The following is a 22,453-nucleotide window of genomic DNA, read 5'->3' on the forward strand; positions in this document are numbered from 1 at the left end:
GATACCGGCCCGGTGTGGTGCTCGACGGCCCGTCGCACCCCTATCGGTAGTTCGTGCCAGTCGCGGCGGGCCGCCATTCCATAATCCTGTTCCAGGGCTGCTGCCCTTCGTCACGGACGTCAGCGTGCTGCCCCGCCGTCGCCGTCCCCACCTTGACCGCAGTTGGTACACCCCGCGTGGCATTGGGAGCAGTCAGCGAGTTGATCTGCCGCCGACCGGTCGTGCGAGCCACCTCGTCGGCGGCGTTCAGGGACCGCTCACGCCAGTACGGTGATGTGGGTCACGTGACGCACAGTGCTTGAGGGGTTGCAGATGACAGTGACCGATTCCCAAGACGCTCCCCGTCCTGACGAGGTCGGGGCCGCGTACGACGAGTTCGGCGACCTCTACGCCATGACCATCGGGGACGTCGGGCTGCACATCGGGTTGTGGTCGCCGCCCGGCGAAACCCGGCCGGCCGCCACGCTCACCGACCTGGCCAACCGGGCGCAGGAGCGGCAGACCGACCACCACCTGGACATCCTCGGCCTCACGTCCGGGGACCACCTGCTCGACCTCGGGTGCGGCAACGGTCGGCCCGCCGTCCGCATCGCGCAGCGCAGCGGGGCCCGGGTCACCGGGGTCACCGTCAGCCACAGCCAGGTGACCTTGGGGACCGACGCGGCCGAAGCCGCCGGGGTGGCCGATCGGGTGTCCTTCCGCCACGGCAACGCCCTGGGGCTCGACTTCGCCGACGACTCCTTCGACGCCGCCCTGTCGATCGAGGTGTTCCCCCACATCGACGACCGGCAGCAGGCGTTCCGGGAGGCCGCCCGCGTGCTGCGGCCCGGCGGGCACTTCCTGATGAGCGACTTCACCGCACGCGGGACCGCGCCCGCCGAGCAGGTGGCCGCGTTCCGCCAGACGTGGTTGTGCGGCCTCCCGACCACGCCCGCGAGGAACCTGGCGATGGCGGACGCCGCAGGTCTGGAGGCGATCACGGTCGAGAACCAGACGCAGAACCTGTCGTTCTCCGGTGACCTGATGGAACTGCTCTACACCCAGCGGCGCGAGGAGATCACGGCCCGCTACGGCGCGGAGTTCTTCGACCGGATGAGCCCGGTGATCAAGCTGATGTGCGCCTACACCCGCGACCACCTCGGCTACTACCTCTTCCTCTTCCGGAAGTCCGAGTAGCGGCGGCAAGGGAAGACCGCCGGAGGCGTCGGCTGCCTCGTCAGACCGCCGACGCCTCCGTCATGTGCGCTGTGCCCGTTTCCGGCGCTGGGAGGGCCACCGGCCGGGCACGTGTAGACCCTACCTTATGGTCGAACACACGTTCGAGTGATGGTGGGGAACCCCGGACGTGTCGGACGCCCGGTCCGCAGTGTGCGTGACTCACCCCTACGCCTGGTCAACAGTTAGTGACGGCTTCTTTCGGAGTTCACTCGTTCCGGGGAGGATTCGCGGACCCCGCCAACTCCCGGAGGATTCGTTGAGACCCACTCCGCTCCGCGTCGGATTAGCGGCTGCCGCCGCCTCGGCCGTGTCACTCGCCCTGGTGGTGCCCGCGTCCGCCGCGCCCAGCCCGGACGCCCTGATCGCCGAGGTCTACGGCGGCGGGGGCAACTCCGGCGCCTCGCTCACCCAGGACTTCGTCGAGCTGGCCAACCGGGGCTCCGCGCCCGTGCCGCTGGCCGGGTGGAGCGTCCAGTACCTGCCCGCCGGCGCGAGCGCGGCCAGTCAGTGGCAGGTCACGCCGCTGTCCGGCTCGGTCGAGCCGGGCAAGCGGTTCCTGGTCGCCGAGGCCAAGGGCTCGGGCGGCACGGTCGCGCTGCCCGCGCCCGACGCCACCGGCTCGACCGCCATGTCCGCCACCGGCGGCACGGTCGCCCTGGTCAACGCCACCACCGCGCTGACCTGCAAGACCACCGCCGACTGCGCTGCCGACGCCCGGATCCGCGACCTGGTCGGCTACGGCACGTCGACCGTCGTCCGCGAGGGCACGCCGACCGCGAACCTGTCCAACACCACGTCCGCCGCGCGCCCGGCGCCGGAGGACACCGACGACAACGCCGCCGACTTCGCGGTGGGCACGCCGTCCCCGGTCAACTCACGGGGCCAGGGCCCCGGCGACGAGGAGCCCGAGCCGGAACCGGGCGACAAGCGGATCCGCGACGTCCAGGGCACCACCCGGGTCTCGCCGCTGCTCGGCGCGAAGGTCGCGGGCGTCCCCGGCGTCGTCACGGCGACCCGCGCCACCGGCGACCGGGGCTTCTGGATCCAGGACACCGCCCCGGACGCCGACCCGCGCACCAGCGAGGGCCTCTTCGTCTACACGGCGGGCCTGGAGCCGACCACGCAGCCGGGCGACTCCGTCCTGGTGAGCGGCACGGTCGCCGAGTACCGGCCGGGCGGTGACACGGCGGGCAACTCCAACCTGACGCTCACCGAGATCACCAACGCCACCGTCACCGTGCTGTCCCGGGGCAACGCGCTCCCCGCGCCCGTCGTGCTGTCCCCGCCGGACGGGTTCGTCCCGACTGCGGGCGGCGGCAGCATCGAGGCGCTGGAGTTGGACCCCGCCACCTACGGGCAGGACTACTACGAGTCCCTCGAAGGCATGTACGTGCAGGTGGACGACGCGCGCGTGGTCGGCCCCACGAACAGCTTCGGAGAGACGTGGATCACCACCAAGCCGACGCAGAACCCGACCGTGCGCGGCGGCACGAACTACCTCGGCTACGACCAGCCCAACAGCGGCCGGATCAAGGTCAAGGCCGGCAGCGCCACCCCGCAGGCGAGCAACGTGGGCGACGTGTGGCGCGGCGCGACCGTGGGCAACGTCGAGTACACGAACTTCGGCGGCTACACGCTGGCCACGAAGTCCGTGGGCACCTACGCGTCCGGTGGCATCACACCGGAGAAGACGGACGCGGCCCGCTCGCACGAACTGGCCGTCGCCACCTACAACGTGGAGAACCTGGCCGCGACCAACGCCCAGGCCAAGTTCGACCGCCTGGCCGCAGCCGTGGTGCAGAACCTGGCGTCGCCGGACGTCGTCGTGCTGGAGGAGATCCAGGACAACAACGGCGCGACCGACGACGGCACGGTGGCCGCCGACGCCACCTTCGCGAAGTTCGTGGACGCGATCGTCGCCGCCGGCGGCCCGCGCTACCAGTGGCGGCAGGTCGACCCGCAGAACAAGGCCGACGGCGGTGAGCCGGGCGGCAACATCCGGGTGGCGTTCCTGTTCAACCCGGCGCGGGTGTCCTTCGTGGACCGCCCCGGCGGCGACGCGACGACCCCGGTGTCCGTGGTGCAGCGCAACGGCCGCGCGGCGCTGTCCGCGTCGCCGGCCCGCGTCGACCCGGCGAACCCCGCGTGGAGCAGCAGCCGCAAGCCGCTGGCGGGCGAGTTCACGTTCCGGGGCCGCACGGTGTTCGTGGTCGCCAACCACTTCAACTCGAAGGGCGGCGACCAGGCGCTGCACGGCCGCTACCAGGAGCCGGTGCGGTCGTCGGAGGTGCAGCGCGCGGCGCAGGCCACCGCGCTGCGGGCGTTCGTGGACCAGGTGAAGGCCGTCGACCGGGGCGCGAACGTCGTCCTGGCGGGTGACATCAACGACTTCCAGTTCTCGCCGGCGATCGCCACGCTCACCGCCGGCGGCGCGGTCGTGGACCTGATCTCGACGCTGCCGCCCGCCGAGCGCTACAGCTACGTGTTCGACGGCAACTCGCAGACCCTCGACCACATCCTGATCAGCGCGAACATCAAGCGGTACCGGTACGACGTGGTGCACGTCAACGCGGAGTTCGCCGACCAGGCCAGCGACCACGACCCGCAGGTCGTCAAGCTGCGCCCGAGCACCGGCAACCCGCAGCTCGACAAGCTGGTCTTCCTGCTGGAGGACCTGCTGGAGTGCGCGCCCAGGCCGTGACCGGTCGACGCGTGAGGAGGCCCCGTCCGGCACGTCCGGGCGGGGCCTTCCCGTCCGCGCCACCGACGACAGGACCCCGGTCACCTGACGGTGCCGGGGTCCTGGACTGCGGAGGATACGGGATTTGAACCCGTGAGGGGGTTAACCCAACACGATTTCCAGTCGTGCGCACTAGGCCGCTATGCGAATCCTCCGTGGAGAAGCCTACCCAACGGGGTGATGACCGACCAAAACGGCTGGTCAGGGCACGGGTCGGAGTTCGATGACGAGGGTGGGCGCGTCGCCGCGCTCCCAGTGCGCCTCGTGGTCGACCAGGTCGTCGATGACGCCCGCGTCGGCCAGTCCGTCGGCGCACGCCATCGCGGTCGCCGTGACGTGGTCGGGGTCGCGGCGGTGGCCGTCGGGGACGGTCCACCGCAGGCGCAGCGCGCACGGGCCCTGCGGTGGGACGCCGGTGACGCGGGCCAGGGCGGCGGTCGCGCCGCGCAGGTCGGCGAGCGCCCGCACCCGGTCGCGCGGGTCGGTGGGCAGGCGCGCGTTCGGCAGCACGAGCACGGTGCCGCGCCGGTCGGGCGGGTGCGGGAGGGTCGCCTGCCAGTGGGCGACGATGTCGGCCGGGACGATCGACCGGGTGTGGTGCCGGTAGTGGGCCTGGAGCGCCTCGACGGCCGAGGTCAGCGGCACGTCGGCGAGCTGCGCGGTCCAGGTCGCCAGGCCCGCGTCGTCCAGGACCGGGAACGCCGGGTCGACGGCTGCGGCGGCGGCCAGCAGCGCGGCGACGTGGGCGCGGTGGGTGGATAACCCTGTCATGGAACAAACTGTAGACAAACTAACAAACAAAATGAAGCCGTCCGCCGGAGTTCGTGCAGGTGGCCGGCGTTGCGCCCGCGCAGGGGGCCGTTCTCGCGCACCCCGCACCGGGGTTGTCGGCACGCGCCCGCATTCGGGAGACTTGATCTATGACCCACCCGGAGGACGGACCGGACCGACTGCCGGACTGGCCCCTGGGTCCCTACCTCCGCGAGGCCCGCCGGGTGGCCGGGCTGTCCGTGGCCGAGGTCGCCCGCCTGGCGGAGGTCAGCCACGCGAAGGTGCGCCAGCTCGAACGCGGGTACGCCGTCCGCGACGGCGCCCGCTACGCGGTCGGCACCACCAAGACCACGGTCGAGCGGGTCGCGCGCGCCGTCGGCGCGGACGTCGTGGAAGCCCTGCGCCTGGTCGGGATCGTCACCGACGACCCGAGCGCGCCCGGCCGCCGGGCGCGACCATTGGACCTGTCCGCGGTGTCCGACGAGGACCTGCTGACGGAGATAGCGCGCCGGTTCGGTGCACGGCACCGGGGCTGAACGCCGCGCCCGAGTCACGGCTGGAGGGAAGCAGTGCCGCCCCCTGATGCGGAGTGCTACGTCTGCTCGTCGGCGTCCGGTGAGCGCCTGCACCTGTGGTTGAGGTCCCTGGCCGCCGGCGGCGTCTGGGCGTGGCTGGAGGAGAGCGACCTGCCGGCGGTCGAGCTGACCCGCGAGGAGTCCGACCGGCTGCTGGCGCTGTGGACCGACCTGCGCCGGATGCTGCACGAGCGGGTCACCACCGACCAGCTCCGCTGCGTGGTCGTCACCGAAGTGGACAGTCGACAGCGGACCGCGCTCGTCTACGGCCTCCAAGACGGCTGCATCACCTACTGGCGCACGGGGGAGCCGCGCGACCCGGTGCTGCTGGACGTCCACGCGGTCGACGAGCTGATCGAGGCGTGGAACGACGTCCTGGCCTGAGCCGCCCGCACCGCTGCGCCGGGCCCGCCGCCGGCCCGCGCCCGGCACCGGCTACACTGGTCGCGGACCTCGTGCGGCACACATCTCGCGAACCTCCCCAGGGCCGGAAGGCAGCAAGGATAAGCGGGCTCTGGTGGGTGCACGGGGTCCCCTTTCTGTGTCGGACCCCTTCGGTAGGGTCTCCGCCGTGGCGCTCGCCCTCTACCGCAAGTACCGGCCGGCCACCTTCGCGGAGGTGGTCGGGCAGGAGCACGTCACCGACCCGCTGCGCACGGCGCTCGGGGCGGGGCGGGTCAACCACGCGTACCTGTTCTCGGGGCCGCGCGGGTGTGGCAAGACGTCCTCCGCCCGGATCCTGGCGCGCTCGCTGAACTGCGTGAACGGGCCGACGCCCGATCCGTGCGGCGAGTGCAACTCGTGCATCGGCCTCGCGCCCAACGGCGTGGGCAGCGTCGACGTGGTGGAGCTCGACGCCGCGTCGCACGGCGGCGTGGACGACGCGCGCGAGCTGCGCGACAAGGCGTTCTACGCGCCGGCCGAGTCCCGCTACCGGGTGTTCATCATCGACGAGGCACACATGGTCACGACGCAGGGCTTCAACGCCCTGCTCAAGATCGTGGAGGAGCCGCCGGAGCACCTGATCTTCATCTTCGCCACCACCGAGCCGGACAAGGTGCTGCCGACGATCCGGTCGCGCACGCACCACTACCCGTTCCGGCTGATCCCGCCGTCGTCGATGCGCGCGCTGCTGGAGCGCAACTGCGCCGCCGAGGGCGTGGCCGTGGAGCCGTCGGTGTTCCCGCTGGTCATCCGGGCGGGCGGCGGGTCGGCGCGGGACACCCAGTCGGTGATGGACCAGCTGCTGTCCGGCGCGGGTGCCGGGGGCGTCACCTACGACCGGGCGATCTCGCTGCTCGGCGTGACCGACGTGGCGCTGATCGACGACGTGGTGGACGGCCTGTCGGCCCGGGACGGGTCGGCGGTGTTCGGCACCATCGACCGCCTGGTCGACGCCGGGCACGACCCGCGCCGGTTCGCCTCCGACCTGCTGGACCGGCTGCGCGACCTGGTGCTGCTGCACGCCGTGCCGGACGCCGCAGACCGGGGCCTGGTGTCCGCGCCGGACGACGTGCTGGCCAAGATGGTCGCGCAGCGCGAGGCGACCCGGCCCGCGACGGTCACCCGGTGGGCCGAGGTGCTGCACCAGGGGTTGACGGAGATGCGCGGGTCGACCGCGCCCCGGCTGCTGCTGGAGCTGGTCACGGCCCGGATGCTGCTGCCCTCGGCGAGCGACGCCGAGGCGGCGCTGCTGCAGCGGGTCGAGCAGTTGGAGCAGCACGGCCCGCCCGCCGGCGCGGCCCCGTCGAGGCCCGCCGCGAGCGCCCCGGCCGCAGCTCCGGCTGCGGGCGGCCAGGTCGCCGGCCCGGCTGCGGGTGGCCCGGTCGGTGGCGCGGCTGCCGGCGGTGCGCCGGAGAGCGGGCGGACCTTCCAGCGGCCGTCGCAGCGCCCGCCCGCTCCCGCCGAGGAGCCCGCGACGAGCCCGCCGCAGGCCGCACCCACCCGGAGCGCGCCGCCCCAGCCCGCGTCGCACCCCGCGTCGCCCCAGCCCGCGTCGCACCCCGCGTCGCCCCAGCCCGCACCCGGTCAGACCGCACCGCCGCCCGGCACGCCGACCCGGAGCACGCCGACGACGGCACCGGCCCAGACGGCACCGGCCCAGACGGCACCCCCCCAGACGGCACCCCCCCAGACGGCACCGCCCCAGACCGCGCCCGGTCGGACGGCACCGGCCCCGAGCGCGCCCGCCCCCGACGAGGTCGCGCCGCGCGAGCCCGCGCAGGCGGTCGCCGGGCCCGAGGCGCCCGAGGTGGCGGCCGGCGAGGTGGCCGCGAGCGGCGTGGACGCGGCGGAGATCCGGCGGCGGTGGCCCGAGCTGTGCGGCATCGTGCGCGGGATCGCCGGGCCCAGCGCCGGGGCGCTGCTCACCAGCGCCACGGTCGGCGAGGTGGCCGGCACGTCCGCCACGATCAGCCACAAGTCCGCGCCGCTGGCCCGGCGGCTCGCCGAGCAGCGCAACGTCGACGCCATCGCCGCCGCGTTCGGCCAGGTCTTCGGCGGCACGTGGCAGGTCTCGTGCGTGCACGGCGACGCCGCGCCCGCGCCCGCCCGCCCGCCGCAGCAGGCCCGCCAGCAGCGGCCCGCGCCGACCCGGCCCAGCCAGGCGACCCGCGCGCCGGAACCCCCCCGGCCCTCACCGGGGCGGTCGGGGGCCGACGACGTGCCGCCGCCGCCCGAGCCGCCGGAGCCCGACGAACCCCTCCCGCCGGAACCGGTGGACGAGGAGGAGATGCTGGCTGAGGCCGCCCGGCCGGGGGCCGACGACGGGGGCGAGCGCCTCGACCCGGAGGCCGTCGTGCTCAAGCTGCTCGCGGACCACCTGGGTGCTCGGCCGCTGAAGGGCTGATCCACGCGGCTACCCTGGTGGCCTACCCCCGACGGAGAGGAACCCGCGGTGCAACCCGGTGGGCCGAACATGCAGCAGATCCTCCAGCAGGCGCAGAAGATGCAGCAGCAACTCGCCACCGCCCAGCAGGAGCTGGCCGACGCCGAGGTGGCCGGCACCTCGGGTGGCGGCCTGGTGACCGCCGTGGTGTCCGGCAACGGCGAGCTGAAGAGCCTGGAGATCGACCCGAAGGCGGTCGACCCGGACGACGTCGAGACGCTGTCCGACCTGGTCGTGGCGGCCGTGCGGGACGCGAACCGCGCCGCGCAGGAGCTCGCCGCGCAGAAGATGGGCCCGCTCGCGTCCGGCATGGGTGGCCTGGACGACATGGGCGACCTCGGCAAGCTGTTCGGCTGATGTACGAGGGGCCCGTCCAGGACTTGATCGACGAGCTCGGCAGGCTGCCGGGCGTCGGTCCCAAGAGCGCCCAGCGCATCGCCTTCCACCTGCTGGCGGCGGACCCGGCCGACATCGGCCGGCTCCAGGACGCCTTGCAGAAGGTGAAGGACGGCGTGGTGTTCTGCGACGTCTGCGGCAACGTCTCGGCCGAGGCGACCTGCCGCATCTGCCGCGACCCGCGCCGCGACCTGACCCTGATCTGCGTGGTCGAGGAGCCGAAGGACGTGCTGGCGGTCGAGCGGACCCGCGAGTTCAAGGGGCGCTACCACGTGCTGGGCGGCGCGCTGGACCCGCTGTCCGGGGTGGGCCCCGACCAGTTGCGCATCCGGCAGCTCCTGACCCGGATCGGCACCGACGTCGACGAGATCATCATCGCCACCGACCCGAACACCGAGGGCGAGGCGACCGCGACCTACCTGGTGCGGATGCTGCGCGACTTCCCCGGCCTGACCGTGACGCGGCTCGCGTCCGGGCTGCCGATGGGCGGCGACCTGGAGTTCGCGGACGAGCTGACCCTCGGCCGGGCGCTGTCCGGCCGGCGCAGCATGTGAGGCTGGTCGCGGTCGACGGGCCGTCCGGCTCGGGCAAGTCGACCTTCGCGGCGGGCCTGGCCGCCGACCTGGGCGCGGTGCTGGTGCCGACCGACCACTTCGCCACCTGGGACGACCCGGTGTCGTGGTGGCCGCGCCTGGTCTCCGGCGTGCTCGCACCGCTGTGGGCGGGCCGTCCCGCGCGCTACCGGCGGGTGGACTGGTCGGCGGGGTGGCCGCGACCGGGCGACGAGGTGTGCTTCGACGTGCCGGGCACCCTGGTGCTGGAAGGGGTGTCGGCGGCCCGCCGGTCGATCGCGCACCGGCTGGACGAGGCGATCTGGGTCGAGCACCCCGACCCGGCGCGACGCCTGGAGCGGGCCGTGGCCCGCGACGGCGAGCGCAGCCGCGCCCACCTGGTCCGCTGGCAGGCGTTCGAACGGGGCTGGTTCGCCGTGGACGGCACCCGCGCCCGCGCCGACCGGGTGGTCACGGTCGGCTGAGGCCGTCGAGGGACGCGCGGACCTGGTCGGCCTCCGGTGAGCCGATGGCGGTGAACCACTCCAGCGCCGAGGTCCAGTGCTCGCGCGCGGACTCCCGGTCGCCGGTGGCCGCCGCGGCGTCGCCGGCCAGGTGCTCGGCCCGCGCCTGCACGAACCGCTGCCCGGTGCGCCGGCTCAGGTCGAGCGAGCGCTTCGCGTGGTCCACGGCCTGGACCACGTCGCCCAGGTCCAGCCAGACCCGGCCGGCCAGGGCCAGCGTGCCCACCTCGGCCAGCCGCAGCCGGTACCGCACGGCGCTGTCGAGGGCCTGGTGCGCCGAGTACCTGGCCTCGTCCAGCCGGCCCGCCGCGCGGTGCGCCTGGGCCAGGCCCTGGCGGGCCGCGCACAGGCCCCACGAGTACCCGGTCTTCTCGGCGATCTCCAGCGCCTCGGTGTGCCGCTGCACGGACTCCTCGGTGCGGCCGATGCCGTGCAGCGCCGCGCCGAGCGCGTTCTTGGCGTCGCACACACCTTTGAAGTTGCCCAGCTCCTCCGCCATCGCCAGCGCCCGCGACGCCTCGGAGATCGCGTCCGCGTACCGGCCGCGCATCACGTAGGTGTTCGCCAGCCCCTCGTGCGGGATGTGCGCGAAGCCGCGCGCGCCGACCCGCTCGTACAGCTCGCCCGCCCGCTCGAACAGCTCCGCCGCCCGCTCCGGCTGGCCCTGGAACAGGTGCACCTCGGCCAGCGACCGGTAGCTGTCGGCCTGGGTGATCCACACGCCGAGCCGGTTGCCGACCTCCAGCGACTGCTCGAACGAGCTCATCGCCCGGTCGAGCTGGCTGAGCTGGAGGTAGACGCCGCCGAGGTTGATGTGCGCGATGCCCTCCTGCTGCAGGGCCCCGATCTCGCGGGTGATCACCAGCGCCCGCTCCAGGCAGTCCGCCGCCGTCTCCAGCTCGCCCAGGTCGACGTAGACGCCGCCGAGGTTGATCAGCACCCCGGCCTCGGCCAGCGGCGCGGCCCCGGTGCGCCGCTGGATCGGGATGGCGCGGCGGAAGTAGTCCACGGCGACCCGGTGCTGGCCGATCACCCAGTACAGGGTGCCCAGCGACGCCAGCATCGCCACCTCGCCGACCGGGTCGCCGATGGCCTGCGCGACCGCGAGGCCCGCCTTGGCCGTCGCCAGCCACTCCACCGGCAGGCCCTGCGAGTAGAAGTAGCGGCGCAGCGCGTCCGCGAGCTGCCAGCAGTCGGTGTCGGGCTGCCGGTCGGAGGCGTGCAGCACCAGCGCGACGAGGTTGGCCCGCTCGGTGTCCAGCCAGGCCAGCGCCTCGGCGGGGGTGGAGAACAGCCGGGGGGTCACGCCGGTCACCGCCGACTCGCGCGGCAGCCGCGTCATGCTCGACTTGACCGCCTCGGTCGCGTTGTCCACCGACCGGATCGACCAGTCCAGCAGGCGGCGGTGGGCGAGGTCGGTCTCGGCCGGGCCGTCGTCGGTGGCCAGCCGCTCCGCCGCGTAGTCCCGCAGCAGGTCGTGGAACTGGTAGCGGCCGGGCGCGTGGTTGTCCACCAGGTTGGCCGTGGCCAGCCGGTCCAGCCTGCGCCGGGCGTCCTGGGTGGTCAGCCCGCCCAGCGCGGCGGCGACGTCCGGCGTGATGTCGCCCGGTGCCAGGCTGAGCAGCCGGAACAGGGTGGCCAGCTCGGGTTTGAGCGCGGTGTAGGACAGGTCGAACGCGGCGTGCACGGCGGCCCGCTCGTCCCCCTCCACGGCCAGCGCGGCGAGCCGGTTGCCCGCCCGCAGCTCCTCCACGTACGACGCGATGGTGGTCTCCGGCCGGGACAGCAGGTTCGCCGCCGCGATCCGCAGCGCGAGCGGCAGGTGCGCGCACAGCTCGGCCAGCTCGTCGGCCGCCTCGGACTGCCGGGCCACCACGTCCTCGCCGAGCATCCCCGCCAGCAGGGCGTGGGTCTCCTGCCGGTCGAGCACGTCGAGCCGCACGTTGGACGCGGCGTGGCTGACCGCCAGGCCGCGCAGGGTGTCCCGGCTGGTCACCAGCACGGCGCAGCCGGGCGAGCCGGGCAGCAGCGGCCGGATCTGCTCGGCGTTGGCCGCGTTGTCCAGCACCAGCAGCACCTGCTGGTCGGTGAGCCGGGAGCGGAACATCGCCTCCTGCTCGTCCTGGTCGAGCGGCACGGCCTCCGGCGGCACGCCCTGCGCGCGCAGGAACCGGGGCAGCACGTCCACCGCGTTGAGCGGCGGGCCCTGGGCGTAGCCGCGCAGGTTCACGTAGAGCTGGCCGTCGGGGAAGTGCTGCCGCATCCGGTGCGCCGCGTGCACGGCCAGCGCGGTCTTGCCGACGCCGGGCGGCCCGGCCAGCGTCACCACCGGCACGCCCTGGGCGGTGCGCAGCAGCGCCTCGATGAGCTGCACGGCCTGCTCGCGCCCGACGAAGTCGCCGATGTCGGCGGGCAGCTGCGAGGGCACCACGCGCTCGCGCTGCGCGGGCGCGGCCGACCCGAGGTCCAGCGCGGGCGCACCGGCCAGCACCTGCTGGTGGACGCGGCGCAGCTCGTCGCCGGGGTCGATGCCCAGCTCCTCCGCGAGCAGCCCGCCGACCCTGCGGTAGGCGTTGAGCGCGTCGGCCTGCCTGCCGGACCGGTACAGCGCCACCATGAGCTGGGACCACAGCCGCTCGCGCAGCGGGTGCTCGCCGGTCAGCCGGTACAGCTCGGGCACCAGCTCGGCGTGCCGGCCCAGCTCCAGGTCGACCTCGACGCGGCGCTCCTCGGCGTGCAGCCGCCGCTCGCCCAGCCGGGCCACCTCGTCGCGGTGCAGCACCTCGGACGGCACGTCCACCATCGCCGGGCCGCGCCACAGGCCGAGGGCGGCGGTGAAGATCGCGGACGCCGACTCCAGCCGGCCCGCCGCCCGCTCCTGCTCGCCCTCCTCGACGAGCTGCTCGAAGCGGACGACGTCGATGGTGCGCTCGTCGACGTCGATCAGGTAGGCGTCCGGCACGGTCCTGATCGGCACGGCCGGGCCGAGGACCTGCCGAAGTCTCATCACGTAGGTCTGCAGCGTGCCGCGCGCCCGCGCGGGCGGTTCCGCGCCCCAGATGTGCTCCGCGAGCTCGTCCACCGACACGCTGGAACCGGCCCGCATGAGCAGCGAGACCAGCAGCGACCGCTGACGACCTGCGCGGACCGCCACCTGCTCGCCGTCGACCAGCACCTGCAACGGCCCGAGGACGCGGAACTCGACCTGTGGGCCCATCCCCGACCTCCCCTCCGCGTGCGTGCGGCTTTCTGTTGTCCGTTGTACAGCGTAGGAGAGCGTTTGCCCGACGCGTCGTCGTCACGTTGGGTCAGCGAACATGCGCCAGAAGTACGAGAATGCCGTTCCACGTGGCCGGATCGTGACCTGTGTTACCTCTGAAGGGTTGTGGTGACCGGTTAGGGTCGCTGACCACACCGTGTGATCCCGGATTTCCACAAGGGGTGTTTGATGGCTCATTCCCGAACGGCCCGGCGCCGCTGGACGGCCGCGATCGGCCTGACCGGCGTCGCCGCGCTCGCACTGTCCGCTTGCGCCCAATCCGACCGCGGTGACGAATCGGGGTCCGGCAAGACGGGTGGCACCCTCACCTTCGGCGCGGCCGGTGCTCCCAAGCTGTTCGACCCGTTCTACGCCACCGACGGCGAGACCTTCCGCGTCGCCCGGCAGATGTTCGAGGGCCTGGTCGGCTTCAAGCCGGGCACCGCCGACGTCGAACCCGCTCTCGCGGAGAAGTGGGATCACTCCACGGATGGCAAGACGTGGACGTTCACACTCAAAGAAAATGTGAAATTCCACGACGGCACGGCGTTCAACGCCGAAGCCGTGTGCGCGAACTTCGACCGCTGGTACAACCAGAAGGGCGTCGCGCAGAGCGAGGCCGTTTCGCAGTACTGGCTGGACAACTTCGGCGGCTTCGCGGACACCCCGGACAAGCCGTCGCTGTTCAAGTCGTGCGCGGCCAAGGACGCGAAGACCGCGGTCGTCGAGCTGACCACGTCGACGTCGCAGTTCCCGTCGCTGCTGGCGTTCCCCTCGTTCTCCATGTCGAGCCCTGAGGCGCTCAAGAAGTACGACGCCGACAACGTCGTGGCGGCCGGTGACGCGTTCACCTACCCGGCCTACGCCAACGAGCACCCGACCGGCACCGGCCCGTTCAAGTTCGGCAAGTTCGACAAGGCCAACAACGTGGTGGAGATCGTCCGCAACGACGACTACCACGGCACCAAGGCCAAGCTGGACAAGGTCGTCTTCAAGATCATCCCGGACGAGACCGCCCGCAAGCAGGCGCTCAAGGCCGGCGACATCGACGGCTACGACCTGCCCAACGCGGCCGACTGGGCCGGGCTGAAGAGCGACGGCTTCGACGTCAAGGTGCGCCCGCCGTTCAACGTGCTGTACCTGGGCATCAACCAGCTCAACAACCCGAAGCTCCAGGACCTCAAGGTCCGCCAGGCGCTCCAGTACGCGATCAACCGCGAGCAGCTGGTCAAGTCGCAGCTGCCCGAGGGCGCGGCGGTGGCCACCCAGTTCATGCCGCCGGCGGTGGACGGCTACGACAAGTCGCTCAAGGCCGTGCCGTACGACCTGGACAAGGCCAAGGCGCTGCTCGCCGAGGCGGGCGCGTCCGACCTGACGCTGAAGTTCTACTGGCCGACCGAGGTCACCCGGCCGTACATGCCCAGCCCGAAGGACCTCTACGGCGCGATCGCCGGCGACCTCCAGAAGGCCGGCATCAAGATCGAGACCACCAGCAAGCCGTGGAACGGCGGCTACCTGACCGACGTCGACAACGGCGCCCCGGACCTGTTCCTGCTGGGCTGGACCGGTGACAACGGCACCGCGCACAACTGGGTGGGCACGTTCTTCGGCCGCACCGACAACCGGTTCAACACCGGCAAGTCGCCGTGGGGCAAGCCGCTGGCCGACGCCCTGGCCGCGGCCAACGCCGAGCCGGACGCCGCCAAGCGCACCAAGCAGTACGAGGAGCTGAACAAGAAGCTGATGGAGGAGTACCTGCCCGCCATCGCCATCTCGCACTCCCCGCCCGCGATCGTGTTCAAGAAGGAGATCCAGGGCGTCACGCCCAGCCCGCTGACCGACGAGAAGTTCGGCTCGGCCAGCAAGGGCTGACGGACCGACAGAGATGACGGGGTAGCTCAATGCTCCGCTACACGATCCGACGGCTCATCCAGCTGGTCGGCGTGGTGCTGGTGCTGTCCCTGCTGCTCTTCGCGTGGTTGCGCGCTCTCCCGGGTGGGCCGGTCTCGGCCCTCCTGGGGGAGCGCGCCACGCCCGAGTCGCGGGAAGCCCTCACCCGACAGCTCGGCTTGGACCAGCCGATCGTCACCCAGTACTTCAAGTTCCTCGGCCGCGCCCTGTCCGGCGACTTCGGCACCTCGACCGGTGTCCAGCCCGGCGACTCGGCCATGGAGATCTTCCTCCAGCGGTTCCCCGCCACCATCGAGCTGAGCTTCCTGGCGATCGTGATCGCCATCGCGTTCGGCATCCCGCTCGGGTACATGGCGGCGAAGCGGCGCGGGAGCTGGTTCGACAACCTCAGCGTCGGCGGCTCGCTGATCGGCGTCGCCGTCCCGGTGTTCTTCCTGGCCTACGTGCTCAAGGACAGCCTGTCCTCGGTGCTGGGCCTGCCCACCGAGGGCCGCCAGGACGCCATCGACGCCACCCGGGTCACCGGGTTCTTCGTGTTCGACGGCGTGATCACCCAGGAGTGGGACGCGGCCTGGAACGCGATCGAGCACCTGATCCTGCCCGCGATCGCGCTGTCCACCATCCCGTTCGCGGTGGTCTTCCGCATCACCCGGGCGGCCGTGCTCGACGTCCTCGACGAGGACTACGTCCGCACCGCCGAGTCCAAGGGCCTCACCGCCCCGACCATCCGGCAGCGGCACGTCCTGCGCAACGCGATGCTGCCCGTCGTCACCACGATCGGTCTCCAGACCGGTGCGCTGCTCGCCGGCGCGGTGCTGACCGAGAAGGTGTTCTCCCTGCCCGGGGTCGGCCAGGCGCTGGCGATCGGGTTCGAGCGACGGGACTACCCGGTGCTGCTGCTGCTGATCATCATGGCCACGATCGTCTACGTGGTGGTCAACCTGCTGGTGGACCTCTCGTACGCGTTCATCGACCCTCGGATCAGGACGAGGTAGCCGCGATGGTCACTCCCACCAGGAAGAAGGACAGGATCGACGCGCTGGCCGCGTCGAGCGCCGAGCCCGACGCCGGGGTCAGCCTGGCCGCGAGCGCGTGGCGGACGCTGCGCCGCAGCCCGGTGTTCCTCACCGGCGCGGTCATCATCGGCCTGTTCGTGCTGATCTCCCTGCTCGCGCCGTGGCTGGCGCCGCAGGACCCGTCCGACCCGATGCTCATCGACCAGGTCGTGAAGGCCCGCAACGAGATCCCGCAGCCCCAGGACGGCCACCCGCTGGGCGGGGACCTCCAGGGCCGGGACTTCTTCTCCCGGGTGCTGGTCGGCTCGCAGCAGACGCTGATCGTCGGCGTGCTGGCCACCCTGATCGGGCTGGCCGGCGGGTTGACGCTGGGCACGCTGGCCGGCGCGTTCGGCGGCTGGGTCGACTCGGTCGTCATGCGGCTGGTCGACGTCATGCTGTCGCTGCCCAGCCTGCTGCTGGCGTTCAGCATCAGCGCGCTGTTCGCCCGCCCCAACCAGTACACCGTCATCGTCGCGGTGGCGGTGGTGCAGATCCCGGTCTTCGCCCGGCTGCTGCGCGGCTCCATGCTCGCGCAGCGGCACAGCGACCACGTCCTGGCGGCCACCGCGCTGGGCGTGAAGCCGGGGGCGATCGTGTTCCGGCACATGCTGCCCAACTCGCTCGGCCCGGTGATCGTGCAGTCCACGCTGGTGCTGGCCACGGCCATCATCGACGCGGCGGCGCTGTCTTTCCTCGGCCTGGGCAACCCCGACGACCGCATCCCGGAGTGGGGGCAGATGCTGGGCGACGTGCAGAACGTGTTCGACACGCACCCGCACCTGGCGGCCTGGCCGGCGGGTTGCATCATCGTGGTGGCGCTGGGGTTCACGCTCATGGGCGAGACCCTGCGCGAAGCCCTCGACCCCAAGAGCAGGCGGTGAGTCATGGCGTTGCTGGAAGTGCGTGACCTCACCGTGGTTTTCGAGCGCAAGGGGGAGCAGCCCTTCACCGCCGTCGACCACGTGAGCTTCGACGTGGAACCGGGCCAGACCGTGGGCCTGGTCGGCGAGTCGGGGTGCGGCAAGTCGGTCACCTCGCTGGCCGTGATGGGGCTGCTGCCCAAGCGCGGCGCGCGGGTCAGCGGGACCGTGTCCTACGAGGGCGTGAACCTGCTGTCCCTGTCGGACAAGGAGATGCGCGACCGGCGTGGCCGCGACCTGGGCATGGTGTTCCAGGACCCGCTGTCCTCGCTCAACCCGGTCATCCCGATCGGCGTGCAGGTGACCGAGGTGCTGGAGCGGCACCGGGACATGCCGCGCAAGAAGGCCATGGTCGAGGCGGCGGACCTGCTAGACAAGGTCGGCATCCCGGACCCGAACCGGCGGCTCTCGGAGTACCCGCACCAGCTCTCCGGCGGGATGCGGCAGCGCGCGCTGATCGCGATCGCGCTGGCGTGCCGGCCCCGGCTGCTCATCGCGGACGAGCCGACCACCGCGCTGGACGTGACCATCCAGGCGCAGATCCTGGCCCTGCTCAAGGAACTCGTGCAGGACCTGGGCACCGCGCTGGTGATGATCACGCACGACCTGGGCGTCGTGGCCGGGCTGTGCGACGAGGTCAACGTCCTGTACGGCGGGCGGGTCGTGGAGAAGGCGCAGCGGCACGAGCTGTTCGCGCAGCCGCGCCACCCGTACACGCACGGCCTGCTGGCCTCGATCCCGAGGCTGGACGCGCCGCGCGGCGAGAAGCTGCACCCCATCAGGGGTTCGGTGGCCGACAACATCCCGTGGGACCACGGCTGCGCCTTCGCGCCGCGCTGCCCGAACGCGCTGGACGTGTGCGTCGAGCGGACGCCCGAGCAGGAGGACCTGGGCGCGGGCAGGCTGCTGCGCTGCCACAACCCGGTCCGGCCCACGGTGCCCGAGGAGGTGTCGGCATGAGTTCGCAGAGCGAAGCGGCGGCGGTGCCCGGCGGGCCGGTGGGCTCCACCGGGGCCTCCCCGGCGCGGTCGGCCCCGGACGCGGCCGGGGCGCCGGGTGCGTCCACGGCGGACGAGCTGATGTCCGTGCAGGGCATCAAGGTGCACTTCCCGATCAAGCGGGGGATCGTGCTGGACCGGACGGTCGGGTACGTGTACGCCGTGGACGGGGTGGACCTCAGCGTCCGGCGCGGGGAGACCTACGGCCTGGTCGGCGAGTCCGGCTGCGGCAAGTCCACCCTCGGGCGGGCGATCCTGCGGCTGACCGAGCCGACCGCCGGCCGGGTGGTGTTCGACGGCACGGACCTCACCACGCTCAAGGGCGAGTCGCTGCGCACCATGCGGCGGCGGATGCAGATGGTCTTCCAGGACCCCATGTCCTCGCTGGACCCCCGGCAGTCCGTGGAGTCCATCCTGGTCGAGGGCCTGCGGGCGCACGACCTGGACAAGGGCAAGGAGGCCACCGGCAAGCGGCTGCGGGACCTGCTGGGCGCGGTCGGCCTGCCGACCAAGTCGCTGCGCAAGTACCCGCACGAGTTCTCCGGCGGTCAGCGCCAGCGCATCGGCATCGCCCGCGCGCTGGCCGTGGAACCGGACCTGATCATCGCCGACGAGCCGGTCTCCGCGCTCGACGTGTCGGTGCAGGCGCAGGTGGTGAACCTGCTGGAGGAGCTCCAGGAGCAGTTCGGGCTCACCTACCTGGTGATCGCGCACGACCTGGCCGTGGTGCGGCACATCTCCGACCGGGTCGGCGTGATGTACCTGGGCGGCCTGGTGGAGGAGGCGACCTCGGACGACCTCTACGCCGAGCCGCTGCACCCCTACACCCGGGCGCTGCTGTCGGCGATCCCGGTGCCGGACCCGCTGGTGGAGGACCGCCGCGAGCGGATCCTGCTCAAGGGCGACCTGCCGTCGCCGGCGAACCCGCCGAACGGCTGCCGGTTCCACACCCGGTGCCCGTGGAAGCAGGCGACGAAGTGCTCGACCGACCGGCCGCAGTTGCGCGAGGTGCTGCCGGGCCACAAGGTCGCGTGCCACTGGGCGGAGGACATCCGCTCCGGCCGGATCCGGCCGCACGAGGTCGAGGCCGTGCTGGTCGAGGAGGGGGACGGCCTCTCGCCGGACGTCCCGCTGGTCGGCCCGGCGTCGGTGACCGAGGCGCTCAACCCGTGACGCCCGTGCGGGGTGCCTCCCCCTGGACGGCACCCCGCACGGCCGTCCCGCCAGCGGTCAGGCCCGCCAGTCGGGCGAGCGGCCGAGCAGCGCGACCAGCTTGTCGGTGACCGGGGCGTCCTCGGCGACGTCCAGCGCCGGCCCGAACGCCGCCCCCGGACCCCTCATCCCGGGCGTGTCCGGGTAGCGGCGGGCCACCTTGTAGGCGACCAGCGCGAGGTCGTCGTCCAGCGCGCTGTCGCCGCCGAGCGCGCGCTTGATGTCCCACCAGTGCACCACCGTGTCCACGAAGTGGGCGCCGATCAGGTTGCGGCCGGGGTGCTCGCCGAAACCCGGCAGGACCGCGCGCCGGTCCAGGAAGCCGTCGGCCCGGAACGACTCGGTGACCAGGTCGCTCGCCGTGGCGTAGGACGCGACCAGGTCGTCGGAGATCCCCGTGCGGGGTTTGCCGCCGTGCGCGCCGACGTCGAACTGGATCGACATGTCGACCAGGTGCCGCGCGACGTCGCGGACGGTCCAGCCCGCGCACGGGCTCGGCAGGTCGAGCTGCTCCGGTTCGAGCGCTGCGAGCAGCGCGGTGTTGCGGTCGATGGCGGTGCGGTCGAGCTCCAGCAGGTCCACGAAACCCCCTCAAAAGTTGTACGAACGATCGTACAATTAGTTTGCGAGCGGTCAAGGGGGCTAGCGTGGGCGGTGTGAAGGTCGACGGACGGGTGGAGCGCGGCGAGCAGACCCGGCGGCAGATCCTGCGGCGGGCCGCCGAGATCGCGTCGGTGGAGGGCCTGGAGGGGCTGTCCATCGGGCGGCTGGCGACCGAGCTGGGGGTCAGCAAGAGCGGCGTGTTCGCCCACTTCGGGTCGAAGGAGGAGTTGCAGCTCGCCACCGTCCGGGCGGCGGCGAAGATCTTCGTCGACGAGGTGGTCACCCCGGCGGGCGGCGCGACGGGCCTCGCCCGGCTGGAACGCCTGCTGGACGGCTGGCTCGCCTACTCGCAGCGCCGCACGTTCCCCGGCGGCTGCTTCTTCTACTCGGTCCAGGCCGAGTTCGACGCCCGCCCCGGACGGGTGCGCGACTCGATCGCCGAGTTCGACCGGAGCTGGGCCGAGCTGGTCCGGACCGCCGCGGCGGACGTGCCCGGACTCGTCGGCGACCCGGCGCAGCTCGCCTTCGAGGTGGTCGCGTACCTCGACCTGGCCAACGCCCGGTCCGTGCTGCACGGCGACACCGACGCCTACGCCCGCGCCCGCACCGCCGTCCGCCGGGCCCTGGACCGCGCTACCCGGCAGGCGTGACCGGCCCGCGCCGCGCGGCTCGCACCGCCACCCCCACCGGCACGCCGGCCAGCAGCGCCACCCCCCACGACAGCGCCAGCGCGACCAGCGGCTCCTCCACGACCCGGCCGCCGACGTACCCGAGCAGCCCCGTGTAAGCGCACCACAGCACCGACCCGACGAACGCGACCGGCGCGAACCGCCGCACCGGCCACCGCAGCGACCCGGCGACCAGCGCGCCCACGACACCGCCCCCGGGCACCCACCGCACCGCGACGAGCGCCACCTCCCCGCGCGCGGCGAGCCGGTCGGCGGTCCACCCGACCACTGCCCGCGCCCCGGGCCGCCGGAACCGCCGCACCGCCCGCGCCCCGGCGAACCGCCCGACCGAGTAGTTGACCAGGTCGGCCACGAAGCACCCGACCGCCGCCACGGCGATCACCGCCGGCAGCGGCAGCTCCCCGGACGCGGCGAGCACACCACTGCCGATCAGCGCGGCCTCCGTGGGCAGCAAGGGCACGGCGGCCACCACGAAGAGCACCAGCAGAGCGGTCATGATCCGGCAACGCCACCCACGCCCCGATCATCCCCGGCCGGTCGGACTCTTCAGCGGACGTTCAGCGCTGAAGGCGGGAAGGCGGTCGAACACCTCGCGCGCCGCGCGGCACTCGGCGGCGTCCTCCGTGAAAACCGCGCCGTGCGGGCAGGGGTGGTGGACGACCGAACGGCCTCCGGGCAGCCGGAAGAGCGTGAACACGTGCCCGATCCCGGGGTACGCCCCCACCTGCCACGGGATGACCCGGAGCGTGACGTCGGCCCGGTCGACGGTGGCGCCTTCGGAGACGTAGACGGTGCACCGGGCGGCGTCGAGCCCGTCCAGCTCGAGTGCTCCGGTCGGGGACAGGACGTCGATCCGCTCGGCCGTGCGGCACAGCAGGCTCAGCAGCGCCCGGTCGTCATCGTGCGTGGCCGAGCGCGGGACGGCGTCGGACCGGCCACGCGGCCGGGCAACCGGTTCGTCGGACATCGCGCCTCCCGGCGGCTCGGGCCTGTGTCGGAACCCTAAGCTATAGAGTTACCTAAGTTTTTAGGAATTCCTCGATCGGGTGACTGCCGGGCCGGGGCGGCCACCGGGCAGACTTGCCCCGACACGAAGGAGGGGCGCGTGGCTGAAGCCTCGGCGTTGAGCTGGCTGATCGGCAACGAACTGCGCGAACACCGTGATCGGGCGCGCAAGAAGGGCACCGAGGCGGCCAAGGTCATCGGGTGCACCTCGGGCAAGATCAGCCAGATCGAGGCGGGCATGTACCGCCAGCGCCCCGACGAGGTCGCCCTGCTGCTCGGGTTCTACGGCGCGGACCGGGCCGACATCGACCGCGTCGTGGCGTTGGCGAGCCAGGACGACGAGAGCACCTGGTGGGGTGCCTGGACCGACGTGGTCCCGGACTGGTTCCGGACGTTCGTCGGGCTCGAACGGCTCGCGTCGACCGAGTTCACCTACGAGCCGATCGTGCTGCCGGCCCTCCTCCAGACGGAGGCGTACGCCACCGCCGTGACGGCCTTCTCGCGGCGGGTCCGGCCCGACCGGGGCGACCGCGTCGTCCACTTCCGGATGGAGCGCCAGCGGCGGCTGACCGAGCCCGCGCGCCCGCTGGAGCTGCACGCGATCATCGAGGAGTCCGCGCTGCACCGGCCGGTCGGCGACGACGGCACCATGCGCGGCCAGTTGGCACACCTGCTCGAACTGGGCGAGCGGTCCACTGTGGAGATCCAGGTGATCCGGACGAGCGTCGGCGTGCATTCGGCCGACACGGGCCCCTTCGTGCTGCTCGGCTTCGACAACTTCCGCGACGCCGTGTACGTCGAACTCCAGGAAGGGGCGCTCAACGTGCAGGACCCCGCGCAGGTCCGTGCCTATAGCATGTCCGCGAAGAATCTTCGCGAAGCGGCGCTGTCGCGCCGAGAGTCCCGATCCCTGATCGCCTCGCGGCTCAAGGATCTGTAGCAACCGGAGATAGCCATGACCGTCCCCGCCCCCCGCTGGATCAAGTCCACGTACTCGGCCAACAACGGCAACTGCGTCGAAGTCCGCGCGACCCCGGCCGTGACCGGGGTGCGCGACTCCAAGAACGCCGACGGCCCCGTGCTCGGTTTCCCCACCGCGCGGTGGGCCGCCTTCCTCGCCGTCAGCCGGGGCTGAC

At 72.7% G+C, this 22,453-nt stretch carries 21 protein-coding genes, 1 tRNA gene and 1 other RNA gene; 17 read left to right on the forward strand and 6 right to left on the reverse strand.

Annotated elements, in window-relative coordinates; genetic code table 11:
- The first annotated feature begins 312 nt into the window (after positions 1–312).
- Entirely contained in the window at positions 313–1,176 is an 864-nt protein-coding gene (locus AB0I60_RS11895) for a methyltransferase domain-containing protein (protein WP_360728178.1), read from the forward strand.
- A gap of 349 nt (positions 1,177–1,525) precedes the next feature.
- Entirely contained in the window at positions 1,526–3,919 is a 2,394-nt protein-coding gene (locus AB0I60_RS11900; protein ID WP_360728181.1) for an endonuclease/exonuclease/phosphatase family protein, read from the forward strand.
- A 109-nt stretch (positions 3,920–4,028) separates the two neighbouring features.
- On the opposite strand, the gene AB0I60_RS11905 is transcribed toward AB0I60_RS11900, so the two are convergent.
- Together AB0I60_RS11905 and AB0I60_RS11910 are read right to left on the reverse strand one after the other, a co-directional pair.
- Positions 4,029–4,113: transfer RNA gene (locus AB0I60_RS11905), tRNA-Ser, on the reverse strand.
- A 46-nt stretch (positions 4,114–4,159) separates the two neighbouring features.
- Positions 4,160–4,729: a hypothetical protein gene (locus tag AB0I60_RS11910; RefSeq protein ID WP_360728184.1), complete on the reverse strand. Its 570-nt coding sequence runs from the start codon at positions 4,727–4,729 to the stop codon at positions 4,160–4,162.
- A 149-nt stretch (positions 4,730–4,878) separates the two neighbouring features.
- On the opposite strand from AB0I60_RS11910, the gene AB0I60_RS11915 reads away from it, so the two are divergent.
- From AB0I60_RS11915 to AB0I60_RS11945, 7 genes are all read left to right on the forward strand, one after another.
- A complete protein-coding gene (locus AB0I60_RS11915) occupies positions 4,879–5,265 on the forward strand; it encodes a helix-turn-helix transcriptional regulator (RefSeq protein ID WP_360728186.1) in 387 nt (128 codons plus the stop codon).
- 33 nt (positions 5,266–5,298) lie between these two features.
- The gene (locus tag AB0I60_RS11920) at positions 5,299–5,688 is read left to right on the forward strand and encodes a hypothetical protein (protein ID WP_360728189.1); all 390 of its coding nucleotides are present in this window, start codon (positions 5,299–5,301) and stop codon (positions 5,686–5,688) included.
- A gap of 61 nt (positions 5,689–5,749) precedes the next feature.
- Positions 5,750–5,844: signal recognition particle sRNA small type (ffs, locus tag AB0I60_RS11925), an RNA gene on the forward strand.
- Between the two features lie 31 nt (positions 5,845–5,875).
- Positions 5,876–8,152, forward strand: coding sequence for a DNA polymerase III subunit gamma and tau (locus AB0I60_RS11930; RefSeq protein ID WP_360728192.1), 2,277 nt, complete (start codon positions 5,876–5,878; stop codon positions 8,150–8,152).
- A gap of 69 nt (positions 8,153–8,221) precedes the next feature.
- Positions 8,222–8,548 (forward strand): YbaB/EbfC family nucleoid-associated protein, encoded by a 327-nt coding sequence (locus AB0I60_RS11935; RefSeq protein WP_360728554.1) that lies wholly within the window; start codon positions 8,222–8,224, stop codon positions 8,546–8,548.
- Positions 8,548–9,141 carry a recombination mediator RecR gene (gene recR, locus AB0I60_RS11940; RefSeq protein WP_360728195.1) on the forward strand — a complete coding sequence of 198 codons (594 nt, stop codon included), beginning with the start codon at positions 8,548–8,550 and terminating at the stop codon, positions 9,139–9,141. Before AB0I60_RS11935 ends, recR begins: the two co-directional genes overlap by 1 nt.
- Entirely contained in the window at positions 9,138–9,623 is a 486-nt protein-coding gene (locus tag AB0I60_RS11945; RefSeq protein WP_360728197.1) for a hypothetical protein, read from the forward strand. The genes recR and AB0I60_RS11945 overlap by 4 nt, the downstream gene beginning before the upstream one ends.
- On the opposite strand, the gene AB0I60_RS11950 is transcribed toward AB0I60_RS11945, so the two are convergent.
- The gene (locus AB0I60_RS11950) at positions 9,610–12,879 is read right to left on the reverse strand and encodes a BTAD domain-containing putative transcriptional regulator (RefSeq protein WP_360728199.1); all 3,270 of its coding nucleotides are present in this window, start codon (positions 12,877–12,879) and stop codon (positions 9,610–9,612) included. The genes AB0I60_RS11945 and AB0I60_RS11950 overlap by 14 nt on opposite strands.
- 231 nt (positions 12,880–13,110) lie before the next feature.
- Between AB0I60_RS11950 and AB0I60_RS11955 the strand changes: the two genes are divergently transcribed.
- From AB0I60_RS11955 to AB0I60_RS11975, 5 genes are all read left to right on the forward strand, one after another.
- Positions 13,111–14,793, forward strand: coding sequence for an ABC transporter substrate-binding protein (locus tag AB0I60_RS11955; protein WP_360728201.1), 1,683 nt, complete (start codon positions 13,111–13,113; stop codon positions 14,791–14,793).
- Positions 14,794–14,822: 29 nt separating this feature from the next.
- On the forward strand, positions 14,823–15,827 hold the full coding sequence (locus tag AB0I60_RS11960; RefSeq protein WP_360728203.1) for an ABC transporter permease: 1,005 nt from the start codon (positions 14,823–14,825) through the stop codon (positions 15,825–15,827).
- 5 nt (positions 15,828–15,832) lie between these two features.
- On the forward strand, positions 15,833–16,771 hold the full coding sequence (locus tag AB0I60_RS11965) for an ABC transporter permease (RefSeq protein ID WP_360728206.1): 939 nt from the start codon (positions 15,833–15,835) through the stop codon (positions 16,769–16,771).
- A gap of 3 nt (positions 16,772–16,774) precedes the next feature.
- A complete protein-coding gene (locus AB0I60_RS11970) occupies positions 16,775–17,770 on the forward strand; it encodes an ABC transporter ATP-binding protein (RefSeq protein WP_360728208.1) in 996 nt (331 codons plus the stop codon).
- A 119-nt stretch (positions 17,771–17,889) separates the two neighbouring features.
- The gene (locus tag AB0I60_RS11975; RefSeq protein ID WP_360728556.1) at positions 17,890–18,981 is read left to right on the forward strand and encodes an ABC transporter ATP-binding protein; all 1,092 of its coding nucleotides are present in this window, start codon (positions 17,890–17,892) and stop codon (positions 18,979–18,981) included.
- Between the two features lie 57 nt (positions 18,982–19,038).
- Here the strand turns inward: AB0I60_RS11975 and AB0I60_RS11980 are convergent, their stop codons facing one another.
- On the reverse strand, positions 19,039–19,602 hold the full coding sequence (locus AB0I60_RS11980) for a TIGR03086 family metal-binding protein (protein ID WP_360728211.1): 564 nt from the start codon (positions 19,600–19,602) through the stop codon (positions 19,039–19,041).
- 74 nt (positions 19,603–19,676) lie between these two features.
- On the opposite strand from AB0I60_RS11980, the gene AB0I60_RS11985 reads away from it, so the two are divergent.
- Positions 19,677–20,273, forward strand: coding sequence for a TetR/AcrR family transcriptional regulator (locus AB0I60_RS11985; RefSeq protein WP_360728213.1), 597 nt, complete (start codon positions 19,677–19,679; stop codon positions 20,271–20,273).
- Here the strand turns inward: AB0I60_RS11985 and AB0I60_RS11990 are convergent.
- Both AB0I60_RS11990 and AB0I60_RS11995 read right to left on the reverse strand, forming a co-directional pair.
- The gene (locus tag AB0I60_RS11990) at positions 20,257–20,808 is read right to left on the reverse strand and encodes a DedA family protein (protein ID WP_360728216.1); all 552 of its coding nucleotides are present in this window, start codon (positions 20,806–20,808) and stop codon (positions 20,257–20,259) included. The two genes, AB0I60_RS11985 and AB0I60_RS11990, sit on opposite strands and share 17 nt — an antisense overlap.
- 27 nt (positions 20,809–20,835) lie before the next feature.
- Complete coding sequence (locus tag AB0I60_RS11995; RefSeq protein WP_360728219.1) at positions 20,836–21,279, reverse strand: Scr1 family TA system antitoxin-like transcriptional regulator; 444 nt, start codon at positions 21,277–21,279, stop codon at positions 20,836–20,838.
- Between the two features lie 138 nt (positions 21,280–21,417).
- Between AB0I60_RS11995 and AB0I60_RS12000 the strand changes: the two genes are divergently transcribed.
- Both AB0I60_RS12000 and AB0I60_RS12005 read left to right on the forward strand, forming a co-directional pair.
- On the forward strand, positions 21,418–22,257 hold the full coding sequence (locus AB0I60_RS12000; protein WP_360728221.1) for a helix-turn-helix transcriptional regulator: 840 nt from the start codon (positions 21,418–21,420) through the stop codon (positions 22,255–22,257).
- A 15-nt stretch (positions 22,258–22,272) separates the two neighbouring features.
- Positions 22,273–22,452: a DUF397 domain-containing protein gene (locus tag AB0I60_RS12005; protein WP_360728223.1), complete on the forward strand. Its 180-nt coding sequence runs from the start codon at positions 22,273–22,275 to the stop codon at positions 22,450–22,452.
- Position 22,453: the final 1 nt, after the last annotated feature.

The organism is Actinosynnema sp. NPDC050436, from assembly GCF_040655415.1.
GTDB lineage: Bacteria > Actinomycetota > Actinomycetes > Mycobacteriales > Pseudonocardiaceae > Actinosynnema.